The following is a 13,043-nucleotide window of genomic DNA, read 5'->3' as shown; positions in this document are numbered from 1 at the left end:
ACAGTTAAAGGTGTGCCGGTTGTCATCCCTGATTGCCCATGCGAATGTCAAACCTCATAGTTTTGGCAAGATTATGAGGTTTTTAAAAAAGCTACCTTACAGGTTTTTTTGCCATTGACAATTGGCAATTGACAATGGCTATTCATATTCAGTACTTTCAGGTTTTTCACTTTCAGGTTTTTCACTTTTAGTTTTTAGTTTTTCACTTTTCACTTCCTAACCACCGCCACCTTACCCCGTGCCAAAACGCTGCCCGCCTGCTCAACGGAATACAAATACATCCCCTCTTGCAAATGGGCTACCGAAATGGTTTTGTCGGTTTCGCCTGCAGGCAGGGTGGTTTGCAGCACGGTCTGACCGGTGAGGGAGAGGAGTTTTATTTCCAAATCTCCTGCCCCGTTCACCCCTAAAGAGGCTGTCTAAAAAGCATCCACATTGTGGGTTAATTTAAGCTGAAAATTAAGCGGCTATGTCCCATGCACTATCAAAAATGATAAAGTGGAGTACTATTGCTTGATTTTGGTCGGTATTTGAGGGATTTTGACCGTTTTTTTGTGCATTTCCCTTCTTCTTTGCCAATTTTCTCAAGTTATGCCCTATTGCCATTAACCCAAATTCAATAGCAACCTTATCAAGCCCCCTTAATGTGAACCTTGTGAACTTGTTGTTGCTTTTCATTTGTCCGAATGCTGCTTCTACTTCTACCGGTCGTTTGCTCCGGTAGTATAACCCTTTTGGGGAAGTAAGCAGTTCTCTTGCTCTGTCTCTGTGCCGGTTCAAATTATGGCTGACTTCCATCCTTCTATTTCCGGGTGAGTTGTGGCACATTTCCCGCATCGGACACCCTTCACAATGTTTGGCTTCATAATAATGCAATTCTGATTCATAACCATTGGAACTTATCCGTTTGCCTTTTCCGGCGAACTCTATCCTTTTATCCATCGGACATACATAATAATCTTCCTGTTTGTTGTAGTATAAGTTCTGAACCAGAAATGGATTATTCTTTTGAGCCTTTTTTGCTCATGGTGGAAATAATTGTATTTCACATAAGCGGCTATTTGTTTGTTTTCCAGCATTTCGTAATTCTCTTCGCTTCCATAACCTGCATCGGCTGATATTTCTTTGCTTTGGGTTTCGTATTGTTGTTCAAAACCGTCGAGGTGCTTTTCTAAAGTCGTGGTGTCGCCAGGCGTTTGGTGGATGCTGTAATGGGTAATGAACTGATCTTCGGTACTGATTTGTGCATTGTAAGCCGGTTTCAGCTGACCGTTTTGCATGTGGTCATCTTTCAAGCGCATAAAGGTAGCATCCTCATCTGTCTTGCTGTAGCTGTTCCTCCCGCCAAGCGTTTCCAGCTGTTGCTCATATTGCTCCAATTTGGGCAGGTGTTCTTCTGCCAACTTTTTTAACTGCTTTTGGATGGTTTTGTCTTTGTCTTTTATTTCGCTGTTCAACTTTGACAGCATTTCTTTTAGCTCTTTGCTGTCAATGGCTTTGGAGGTATCCTCCCCATCCGGTTCCGATTGGTCTTCTTTAATCTGTGATTCTATTACCGACAAGATTGCCTGTATTTTCTTTTCCAATTTCGCTTTGTTTTTCTCTACACTCCCTTTCCACACAAAACGATAACGATTGGATGCCGATTCTATCTTCGTACCGTCTATGTATTGGACTTCAAGGCTGACATATTTCAACTTCTGTAACATGCGAACCACATCCCCGAACAACTGCTGAATACTCCCTTCAGCCTTTTGCCCCGAAAATAATTGATGGTTCTGTAATCGGGCAGGCTATTCCCCGAAAGCCACATAAAATGAATGTTTTCATGTAACGCTTTTTCGATTTTACGACACGAATAAATATTGTTTAAATAGGCGTAGAACAATACTTTTAACATCATGCGGGATGATAACTCGTCGTACCTCCGCCTTTATATTGCTTGATTATGTGGTCTATATCCAAACCATCCACCAATTCATTTACTAACATAACGGGATGGTTTGCCGGTATCTTGTCAAAAATGTTTTCAGGAAACAGGCTTAATACGGAAATGACATTTTAAACAGCCCAAAAGGTATTTAAGCAGATATATTGGTAACTACAGATAGATTTTACCATATCCGGTGTAATGTTATTTATTGTTTCAGTAAAGAAGTTGCTGATTAGTTCAAGGCTTGTGAAGTGTTTGTTGGTGAACTTTCTTTTGATGTGGTGCCATATTTTTTCAGCTGGATTGAGTTCGGGACTGTAAGGAGGCAGAAAGACAAGAAAAATATTTTCGGGTATTTTGAGCTTTTTTTGCCTTGTGGAAAGCCCCGTTGTCTAAAACAATGATTTTGTATTCAGCAGGAGTTTGAAGGGAAAATTCATGGAGAAACACCTGAAAGGTATTTGCACTGCAACAAGGCATTTCCAACTGAAACTGATCCCCGTTACGGGAGAAAATGCTCCGAAAAGATAAGTGTATTGAAACACCTGCTGGAAATTGCAAACCGGCTGTATGCCTTTGGCGGTCAATCCCCTCCCGTGCCTGGTATGCAGACCAAAGCGGCTCTCGTCCTGAAAGTATAAATTTATGCTGTCATAGCATGGCGGAACAGACAACGCTATTTCCGCTATTTTTGAACTAAAGTTTTTAAAAAAAACTACAGCCTCCGCATCCTTTTTCACATGACTTTTGCGTGCTGCCTTCACTTTGCTGCCAAATTTCCTGCCCGCATATTTTAGTAGCGTGTTATACTTAACTTCCTTTTTAAATTCCTGCTCTACCCATTGCTGCAACTCTATATACCCCGCCAAACCATTATTGGGATCCTTTAACTTCTCTTCTATTCTATCTTGTTCTTCTTGCGTAAACACCGAGTGTCTGCCTGTTTTTCCTTTTCTGCCATTGTGAAGCAAGGCTTCTATTCCCCCTGTTCTATAATTTTTACGCCATGTGTTAATACTTTGACCCCATACCCCTACTCGTTCCATTAACTGCTGCTTCGTAATACCTTTTTCTCCGACCTTCTTCATCTCTATCAACATCAACAGCCGTAAACGAATCATCGCAGGTGACTGACGAAGTAGTTTCCTTATTTCCTCAAAACTCTCTTTTACAGGTATATATAGTGCCTTTGACATAACTATGACTCGGTTTTAAAATGACAAAGATAAAATTAATAACACAATTACTAAATCAAGGCTAAATTGTTTTTCATTTCCGTATAACTTATTGGCGGGTATGGCTTTAAATTGTGGTTTCATTTCGCTTGTTTTTATTCCTAAAGTTACAGTTTCTTTCCCTCATAAAAAAATATTTAAATCACTTTTTTTGATTTATGAGAACTGCTTTTTGAGGGGCTTTTTAGACAGCCTCCTTTGAAGCCCGTTGAAAGGTGAGGGTGTTTTGGGTGGGGTTGGGGTAAACCTGTAAGGATTTTTCGCCCTTTAGTGGGTCGGGGGGCAATCCTACCGTGCCGCCTGCGCCGGATAGTGTTTCTATAGTGGCTTGCACTATTGAAGTGTCCTGGCATACTATTGCCGTGAGCGTAACGGTATAGTTGCCGGGAGCAGGGTAATTGTGGAACACTTCCTGAAATGATTCTGAGGGGAAGGTAACAGGAGGGCTGCCATCTCCCCAATCCCAGATATACTTGCCTCCGTCTATACTGTCGGCATATACAAAATGGCTGAGGTTGGTAAATTGAAGTGAGAAGGGGTTGATTGCATCCGCCTGCCATGAGAAAGAGGCTTGTGGCATAGGTGTAACCAAGCCCATACAGTTGGTTCGCACGACCCAAACCTTGGCACTTCCTGACGTATCTTGTCTGCCAGCTACCACAAAACCGCCATCTTGGGTAACGTCGATTCCATACCCGTAATCATGAAACCCCGGATTACCATAGCGTCGCCACCAACGTAAGTTGCCGGTAGGGGTCAGCTTAAATATGCCCATATCTGTTCGAAAATCATCCGGTGGATAATAACAGTTAGTAAATACCAACTCGCCGTTAGACAACTCTATTGCTGCACTGATACCGCAGCCATAGCTGAAATAGGTTGTTTGCCACAAAATAACGCCATCGGGCGAAAATTTGATGATGCGTTGTGTATCTCCGCCTTCGCCCGATGCCGCTATGGCTATAAAATTGCCGTCAGATAAGGGAGTTAAGACACCGGCACCATGTATGGGTGGCTCAAGAATATATATTGAGTCCCACTCCATAAATCCGTTTACATCTACTTTCGCCAGTAATAAATCGCTTGTTTGACTGCCGGCTAAAAATATATTTGCTGACCCCCAAAGCAAATACCCTCCACCGTTGGAAATGGGTGCAATGCCGCTAAATATGTTACTGTAAGTGTAATTGTCATACACCTGTTCCCATTCTGTTTGGAGGTTAGCGTTTAGTTTTACAAGGTAAAATTTCCTGTAATACGGAAATATCCATTCGTTTATTTTATGCCCTGCCATCAGATAACCGCCATCCGGTGTGCGTACCATATCCCAGATGTAGGAGGGCATAGTATCGGCAGGCTCGCCGGTATAAGTAAATTGAAGCGGGTTGCCGTTTTCGTCTGTTTTTAACAAAAAACCACGGTAGGAAAATTCATTTGAAGTAGCATGAATTACCCCAGTAAGTGCATATCCGCCTTCAATAGATATTAAATGACTAAAGTAGGTCTGCTCCCCTAAATACGGATAGGTTTTATGCCAAATACTATCACCTGTTTCACTTATCTTTAGCAAGTAACCATGTACATTTCCTCCTTGAATATTTGTGTAATTTCCACACACTATAATGCTTTTGTCAACATTTTCAATAGACCTTCTGCCATCATGTGTTCTGCCCCACCAATACGTTTTATTGAAATGTTTTCCCTGTGCCTGTGCAGCAAAAGTAAAAAAAATGGCGAACAGAATCGGAATGATTCGCCGCAAGCAATTCTCGACAGGTATGGGGTAGCAGCAACTTTTTAATAAGCAAGCATTTTGATGTTTTCGAAAATATAAACTAATTATATGGATGAAATTACCTGTTTTCATATTGTGGCATTTTATAACGGCGGTATATGGAAACAAACTGTTCCATATACCGCCGGCTAAAGGGTGAGAGATTTATTTAACTATAACAAACTTACCTTGCGCATAAGCAGTGCCATTGAGCAGTGCCTTGTAAAAATACATGCCGGACTCAAAGGTGTCGGTACGTATCTGAAAGGTTTCACCGGCTTTGGCAGAAAAAACATATATCTGTTTGCCCGTGTAGTGATACAACACCCATTCAAACTTTCCGTTTTCAAGCGATGGAAAAGTTATATTCACTTCCTCCTTTGCGGGGTTGGGATAGGTGAGGATGGTATTTCCCCCTTTAGGAGGTAAGGGGGTTACGGGGGCAGGTGGCAAACCCACCACCCAACAACCATTGTCGGGAGGACAGGGATTACCGAGGCTATCAATACGTAGTATCCAGGCATCTAGGGTGGCGGGATAAGGTGGTATGAAGGCATAACCGCACATCAAAAAACCGCCATTGGGAGTAGGTTGAAAATCCTGAAAATACTCTACGGCATTAATGGTATTTTGGTGGGAATAGGTTCTTCCCCACGTTATTTCGCCTTCGCCATTGATTTTAACCAGCCATCCATCATATTCTCCTTCGTCCAATTTCATGTTACCCATACAAATAAAAATCTCGTCTGATAGTTGCATCACCCGCTCAATACTACAGGAAAAAAACCAGTCTATGATAGTACGTTCCCATAGAATGTTACCTTCCGTATCTATTCTGAGTAAGTAAACGCCTTTGCTCATCCACCAAAATTCAATATCCGATTGTTCGCCCGCTATCAAATACCCGTCTGCTAAGGGTATAATATGGTTGCCAAGTGAAGAATAGCCGTTGCCATAAGTGCGCTCCCAAACCGGTATGCCCTGTGAATCGGTGCGCATAAGCAATATGTACTCAGTTTCTATATCGGTTTGTTGACCCATAAGCAGGTATCCGCCATCCGGGAATTGAATAACCTGTTTTGCTTTTTCGTTGATACTGTTTGTGTTGAAATGATTATCCCACTCCATATTACCTTCGTTATCGGTTTTTATAAACCAAATCTTGTTATAATTGTCCACCAGGTTTCGAGTATAACCCACTAAGGCAAAGCCTCCATCAGTTGTTTGGATTACGTCTTGAGGCGTTGCATTATTAGGACCCGCAGGATATTTGCGCACCCATAAAGTATCGCCCGACAAATTTAACTTGACAAGTCCGAAAGAATACAGCCCCGAATCGTCATGATAGTACTGAACAGCCGCTACAAAAAAATTGCTTCCCGATTGGTAATGTATTTTGGTTACGGCAAATGACTCGTTGTTCTGACCGTAAGCCGCAGTCCATACGCTGCCGCCACAAACATCCGCTCGGGCAAAATACATTTTTTTCCTGACGGGAACGATGCCGACTGTAGTTACGCTCCCTCCGAATAAATATTCGCCGTTATCGAGAGATGCCATTGAGGTGAACTCATCATTCGTTCCTATATGGTCGTACAAAACACCCTGCGTGCAGTCGTTTTGGGCAGCAATCCTAAAGAATAGGCAAAACATTATGGCAGCAAAAATTATAAGTTTCATGGCACTTTATTTAGAAACGAGCAATTTAACGGTTTGGATAGTTCCTTCAGTAAAAGTAAGTTTTGCTAAGTACAGCCCGTTACTAATGTTATCGGGCAGTAACAAGTGGGGTAATTCACTTGGGTGGTAAGCGACCACTGTTTGCCCGTACAGGTTGTAGAGGATAAGGCTTTGCCAAGGCAGAGTTGTGTGGACTGTGAAGGTTTTGGTGGCGGGGTTGGGGTATAACCATGAACCATTTCGGACTATGGAAGTATTGAACGGTTTTTTTCCGCTGATTTGAATAGGTTGAGTCTGGCGTATATACGTACTAAGAGTAGGCATAGCCAACAGCGACTGTGCATAAACAGCGGCGGGCGAGGTGCCTCGTGCTATATCTTCAAGGGCTTCGGTTTCGGCGATTTGAAGTTCATGGAGATTCCGCCCGTCTGCTATGATCTCTTCCAGAATTTTAAAAAAGTCAATGAGATAGGGGTCGGTATCGGGTTCGGCTTCCAACAGATCATAGTAGTGTCGTATTTGGGCGGTGTCGGAAAAGTCGGAAGTGCCTATAAAATTAGGTTTGATACGGAGGTCGGTTATGGTTGCAGGTTCCATATTATCGTTGTTATGGCAGGGTAAATATAACCTTTTTTAAACCCAGTCGGCATTAAAAGCACTGACAGCGTTAAACTACCGCACCACCGCCACCTTCCCCCGCGCCAACACACTGCCCGCCTGCTCGGCCACATAGAGATACATCCCAACCGGAAGGTGTGCTACCGAAATGGTTTTGACAGTTTCGCCCGCCGCAAGGGTGGTTTGCAAGGCGGTTTGTCCGGTGAGGGTGTGTAGTTTTATTTCCAAATCTCCTGCCCCGTTCACCCCTAAATCCCCTGAAGGGGACTTTGAAACCTGTTGAAAGGTGAGGGTGTTTGTGGCGGGGTTGGGGTAAACAAGCATGGTTTTTTCCCCCTTTAGGGGGTCAGTGGGTGGGATGTCGGGGGGCAATCCTACCGTGCCGCCCGCGCCGGATAGTGTTTCGATGGTGGCTTGAATGCTGCTGGTATCTTGGCAAACAATGGCGGTGAGGGTGACGGTATATGTGCCCGGAGAAGGGTAATAGTGAAATACTTCGGAAAAGGATTCTGAAGTGAAGGTAGTGCTTGGGCTGCCGTCGCCCCATTCCCAAATATATTTGCCGCCGTCTATGCTGTCGGCATATACATATTGGCTGAAGTTGTTAAATTGTACGGCTAAGGGGTTAGGTTCATTGGCTTGCCAGCTAAACGACGCCTGTGGCAAGGGAGTTACCAAACCCATACAGTTGGTTTTGACAACATACACTTCTGCCGAGCTGCTCATATCGTTGCGACCGCCTATGAGTATGCTCCCATCGGGCAGTATGAGGTGGGTGTAAAAATAATCGTGCCCTGCATCGCCATAAATGCGCTTCCACAATATATTTCCGTTTGGGCTTACTTTACTTACATATCCATTAGTGCCTCCCACAAACGAAACACCGGATATTAGTATATTCCCATCAAGAGTAGGCGTAATATAGGATGGCTGCCCTACATCTTCTCCTGCAAATGAAGACCAAACGATATTGAAAGAAGTATCTAACTTCATAATCAACTCATTATACAAATTTCTTGCTCCGGCAAGAAAAATTTGTCCGTCTTCAAATTGACAGAATGAAATAGGCGCTTCAAATTCTTCATCTACAAAATAAATTTCCTCCCATTCTACATTTCCAAGATCATCAATTTTGTAAATGAGTATATCCCCCAAGTATTCCCAACCGCCAAATGGAAGAGCAATTTGCCATCGCCCTATTGTACCAAGTACATAGTAACCGCCATCGGTAGCAGGCAAAATATCCATAAACATGTTGTGGTACGCAAAATAGTCGTAGATTTTTTCCCAATCCATGCTGCCGTCCACATTTAGTTTTACAATGTAGAGTTTGTTATGTGAGCTGGTATCCGGAATAATTAAACCGGCCATTATATATCCATTATCGAGAGTATGTAAAATCGATCTGCCCCATGATTGATATATAGTGTCACTCCCTGCAAGGCTCAAATTTAACAATTCTCCTGTATATGAAAGACGCATAAGATGAGCATTGCAACCAACTGAAGTATCGGTTTGGGGCTGACATATTGCAAGAGCATAACCATTTTGGGTTTCAACCGCATCCCATATAGTAGTGTTTCTATTTGTGTACATATATTTTTTTAGTGACAAAGTGTCACCAAATTCGTTTAAACGCATATAGAAAGGGGCACCAATAAGATTAGGAACGGACATTGAATTCCCAATAACCGTATAGGAGCCATCTTGATTTAAAAAAAAATTCCGAGCATCGCTTATGTCCTGCACTAAATAGGTTCGCTCAAAATACTTCTGCTGCGCTTCTAATATGTAATATCCCTGCAACAGTAGTGCGGTAAATAAGAATATAATTTTTTGCATGGTATTGTTTGGGAATGATACAATAATAATAACTGCCCACTATACATAAGGCATAGCAGGCAGTTAGAATGTACGGGCTTATTTCAGAAGTACCAATTTGTCTTTGATTACTATCTGCCCATTGTGTGAAATTTGATAAAAGTACATTCCTACAGGCAATTTATCAGCGCTAATGTTTAAAATATCGCCTCCCTTAGCGGTATAATTGATGATATTTTGACCCTGAAAATTGTAAATAAGGATATTGACTACGGTGCTTGATGGCAAAACGTTTGCATCATAATGAATGGCATCCTTAGCAGGATTCGGGTATAACCCATTTAATTCTAAAGGAAGTGGCTGTGTTTTAAACGATATGGCTACATTTGCCAAAGAATCCAAAGACGGGAGCGTAAGGGCATATTCTTCACCATAAAGCGATAGCAACAGGTTGCGGGCAGCAAAGGAGGATTTGGTATAACCCTGTGCTATTTGCCTTACAGTTGCTTCATCTTCCGAGTTCAGTTCCAAAAGGTGTTGCCCATTTTGCGCCATATTTTTATATATTTGGCTAATTTGCTTATAGTTACTCTCTTCAGGTTGAGTTTCGGGCAACTCATCAATTAAGGTTTGTGCATCTTCATAGCGTTCGTCATTGATGTATTGTGGTATCAGCAACCGCCGCCCCATATCTGTATTGATGCCTTCGAGCAGATTGAGTGCTGCTTCTATATCGTTTTGAAGATGCAAATAATCATCTGCTGTAATTTTAGCTTCGCGGTTGCGCAATCTTTCATCGGGTTCTGCCATAATTTCTTCATCGCTCCGCTCGCTCCGCCCTTGCATACAAAGTGGATTCTCCCCAATTGAAACCGGACTTGAACAAGATTGAGTAGTTACAGTTACTCCTTGATTAAACCTATCTTGGGGTATATAAGGTGCTGTGTTGCGGTAGTAATAGAAAAAGTTTGCGGCATTAAGGGAATAGATTTCATAAAGTGCTGAATTTACATTAAATGTGTTGTCGGCAGGAAACGGAGCTAAAGCTGTACAACTACCTTGGTCACCAAGTAATCCTGTTTCGGAGGGATAATTGGGGTCGAAGCTGACGAAATTGCCAGAGTACATAGCCATTATCGAATATTGGAAGAAGTCGTTACAAACCACGTCCGTTCCGGTATTATCGCCATACAGCCCTACACAAAGGCTATTGTTGGTAAAGGTATTGAGCCGGACGAGATTATGATCATTATTAGACAACAAGGCAGCACCGACACGCACATCAGACACCTGATTGCTTTCGACCAGAAAACTGCTGCCATATAAAAATATACCCAGATTGTTAGCTGCGGGTGGTGCAGTAGGATTGATATTGTTTTCTGTAATGCGTATATGCGTAAAGCCGCACTGAATGCCAATGGTACAGTTTTGGAAATTATTGTGTGACACATCATTGCCCAAAGCGACTGGGTTCAGAATGCCGTTGCTGATAGACACTCCAGATGTACAATCTTCGAAATCGTTGCCGCCAATCTGTAGCCCATCGGATTCTATGGCTCTTATGGCAAACTTGTTATTGTCAAAATGGTTGTGATTGGCACTGTAGGAATCATCGCCGATAACAAGATTTTTATAGCGCAAGAGTTCCACACCTGCTTCAGTAGTAACGGTTGTGCTAAGGATGTTGAACGGGAATACCAAATTAGTACTGAAAAAATCTGCGGTATAAATATAACTTTCCTCGCAAGGGAGGGTGGGGTTGAAGGGGTCAGATGACGGGTAGTCGCATTTAACATTATTGAACCAACTCAAGTTAATGCCTACCAAACAATCGTCGAACAGGGGGCGTTTTTGGATGGCCACTACCCCGCCTGCGGTTGAATGAGATAAAGTGGAGTTGGTAAAAGTATTGAGCAAGACCATTTTAATGGTAGGAGTCCAACCGCTTCCGTTGGGTATAAATATGCTATTCAGTGTAAGCAACGCACTTGCCAACGTGGGAACATCCATCAACGGTATCTCCATTCCCGAAATGCCAATAATTGCGTGTTGAATAACGGGTTGTTGTCCCGACACTTCACAATATCCATAATTTGTTATTCCCCCCACTGTTTTTTGACGCACGCCATCTATTCCGGGTCCTTGAACTTGTATGCCCTGCCAAACGGTATTGCATAGCCCTGTAAGCAGTAAGTTATCTCCGACAAGTTTGAGGCTTCCGTTCGTTTGTATAATTATTCGTCTGCTATGGGCGAATCTGATAACGAGGTCGTTGGTTAAAATCAGCGTAACTCCTGAAGGAACTACTATATCTACATCCAATAATACATCATCGCCTGAGTTGATTAAACCAAGTGTTACAAAAGGATTGCTACTTTCAGTCCATGTACCGGAAGCCGCGACATAACCAATCCTATTAGGTTGAGCAGGTTCGTAAGCAGTGGCTAATGGGCTGTCGGGGGTAAGGGTGAAGTCTGTGTCGAGCAGGCAGCAGTACATTTCGTCAACGGTGTCTATGTCAGGTAAAGGCGGCACACCGTCAATTTCACAGCAGAATGGTCGGGTTACAGTTATGATGACTTCTTTCCCAATACAATCGCCATTATCAATGATAGGATACAGTGGATTTTCCATTATATATCTTGTCAATTTATATTGAGTTGTTTGAGAAGGATTGACTGTTATTACCGTTTCTGTTTCCGGAAGTGCGATCCACAACTGCAAGCTCTCCTCCCAATAAGCCCATTCATAACCAACATCAGTAATGGCATGACAAACATCTATCCCAATATCTATGCCTATATTGGCCAATTCACATGGCAACCATACTTCTGTCGGCACGTTGCTGAAATCATCAGGCACCAACTCAATCCGATCGAGATACAAGGCTACTTTTCCATTGCAAGGTAGTTGTTCGGGATAAATATATAGGGTATTCCAATTTTGAGTAGCATTAAAACAATGAATTACTTTTGTCCAAGGTTCAGAACTGTTAATATTTTGTTCTAAACCTACTTCCTGATATTGACTGGGTGTGTTGATGTTAATCGAAGAAGTCGGCCAAGAAATGAGGGCATCGTCAGTAAATCTTGTGTGTATTAAATCAAGAATATTTGAGGTGCTTGAGCCAAATGAATTACAGGAACTACCACCTAACGGGCCGACTTCATCAGGATATTTATTATAAGATTCACGCAAGTAGGTCAAAATATAATCGTTACCTGCGGTAAGTAATGTTTCTGCTCTTACACCTTCAGTACGTTGACAACAGCCTTCACCCGTTACATTTTGAGCACTGCTAAACATACGTACTAATGTCCAATCAGTAGGCGTGTAACCTCCCGCGCCGATTAGACCCGGATAGTTATAATCAGGAGTACCGAAGATGTTCGACCATCCTTCAAAACCGGGACATTCCGTTGGATTGGCAAACACATTCAGAGCATAATCATACCCATCAAATAAATCTACATATTGATCATCACCAACATCAATTGAGCTTGCGCAGGGATCTGGTGGGCTAAAATCTGGATTGCAAATCAACATGCATGCATCTGGTGGTGGAATAGTACAAGGTATAATTTGGGCAAAGAGGCTATTCACCCCCCCCCCATTAAAAATTAAACTAATGCAAACAATCGCAACTAAGCGAAAAAACGGGTTTTGGTTTTTGTTCATAAAAAATAAATGTTTTGGTTGTTGAAGCAAATGTATCATAATCGGTTTATCATTCCGCTAAAATAGGGTTTTGGGGTGCCTTACTTATATTATTCCTTTTCACAGAAAAAAATCAGCTTAAAATCGCACTTTTTTTCATTTTTTTTGAAAAAAAGTTTTTTTAGCATCAAATGCCTGCTTTTGTTAACGAAAAATAATTTACCTGGGTTGCCTGAAACTCTTTAAACATTATGATGTTTCCGAAACATCCTATGTTTTTTCTGATTGCCTGTATTTGCCAATCCTTATAGGTTTGGCAAACCTA

Annotated in this window: 8 protein-coding genes and 1 pseudogene; all 9 read right to left on the bottom strand. The window is 42.2% G+C overall.

Annotated features, from left to right (window positions below; genetic code table 11):
- Nucleotides 1-209: 209 nt before the first annotated feature.
- Entirely contained in the window at nucleotides 210-404 is a 195-nt protein-coding gene (locus IPM47_06560; GenBank protein QQS30589.1) for a T9SS type A sorting domain-containing protein, read from the bottom strand.
- A 175-nt stretch (nucleotides 405-579) separates the two neighbouring features.
- Nucleotides 580-2,055, bottom strand: a pseudogene (locus IPM47_06555) (IS1182 family transposase).
- 6 nt (nucleotides 2,056-2,061) lie between these two features.
- Complete coding sequence (locus IPM47_06550) at nucleotides 2,062-2,289, bottom strand: transposase (protein ID QQS31406.1); 228 nt, start codon at nucleotides 2,287-2,289, stop codon at nucleotides 2,062-2,064.
- A 36-nt stretch (nucleotides 2,290-2,325) separates the two neighbouring features.
- The gene (locus IPM47_06545; protein ID QQS30588.1) at nucleotides 2,326-3,129 is read right to left on the bottom strand and encodes a helix-turn-helix domain containing protein; all 804 of its coding nucleotides are present in this window, start codon (nucleotides 3,127-3,129) and stop codon (nucleotides 2,326-2,328) included.
- A gap of 223 nt (nucleotides 3,130-3,352) precedes the next feature.
- Nucleotides 3,353-4,930, bottom strand: coding sequence for a PKD domain-containing protein (locus tag IPM47_06540; GenBank protein ID QQS30587.1), 1,578 nt, complete (start codon nucleotides 4,928-4,930; stop codon nucleotides 3,353-3,355).
- Between the two features lie 177 nt (nucleotides 4,931-5,107).
- Nucleotides 5,108-6,622: a T9SS type A sorting domain-containing protein gene (locus IPM47_06535; GenBank protein ID QQS30586.1), complete on the bottom strand. Its 1,515-nt coding sequence runs from the start codon at nucleotides 6,620-6,622 to the stop codon at nucleotides 5,108-5,110.
- Between the two features lie 6 nt (nucleotides 6,623-6,628).
- A complete protein-coding gene (locus IPM47_06530; protein QQS30585.1) occupies nucleotides 6,629-7,219 on the bottom strand; it encodes a T9SS type A sorting domain-containing protein in 591 nt (196 codons plus the stop codon).
- A 75-nt stretch (nucleotides 7,220-7,294) separates the two neighbouring features.
- Nucleotides 7,295-9,082: a PKD domain-containing protein gene (locus IPM47_06525; GenBank protein ID QQS30584.1), complete on the bottom strand. Its 1,788-nt coding sequence runs from the start codon at nucleotides 9,080-9,082 to the stop codon at nucleotides 7,295-7,297.
- 78 nt (nucleotides 9,083-9,160) lie between these two features.
- Nucleotides 9,161-12,739 carry a T9SS type A sorting domain-containing protein gene (locus tag IPM47_06520; GenBank protein QQS30583.1) on the bottom strand — a complete coding sequence of 1,193 codons (3,579 nt, stop codon included), beginning with the start codon at nucleotides 12,737-12,739 and terminating at the stop codon, nucleotides 9,161-9,163.
- Between the last annotated feature and the right edge of the window lie 304 nt (nucleotides 12,740-13,043).

This window comes from Sphingobacteriales bacterium (genome assembly GCA_016700115.1).
In the GTDB taxonomy this organism is placed as follows: domain Bacteria; phylum Bacteroidota; class Bacteroidia; order Chitinophagales; family UBA2359; genus UBA2359.
The sequence above is the reverse complement of the archived record's forward strand: the minus strand, read 5'-3'. Positions and strand labels throughout refer to the sequence as shown.

Bases quoted from the DNA above. Each gene is read 5' to 3' on its own strand.
- IPM47_06545 (QQS30588.1), bottom strand. From the start codon at position 3,129: ATGTCAAAGGCACTATATATACCTGTAAAAGAGAGTTTTGAGGAAATA.
- IPM47_06525 (QQS30584.1), bottom strand. From the start codon at position 9,082: ATGCAAAAAATTATATTCTTATTTACCGCACTACTGTTGCAGGGATAT.
- IPM47_06535 (QQS30586.1), bottom strand. From the start codon at position 6,622: ATGAAACTTATAATTTTTGCTGCCATAATGTTTTGCCTATTCTTTAGG.
- IPM47_06520 (QQS30583.1), bottom strand. From the start codon at position 12,739: ATGAACAAAAACCAAAACCCGTTTTTTCGCTTAGTTGCGATTGTTTGC.
- IPM47_06530 (QQS30585.1), bottom strand. From the start codon at position 7,219: ATGGAACCTGCAACCATAACCGACCTCCGTATCAAACCTAATTTTATA.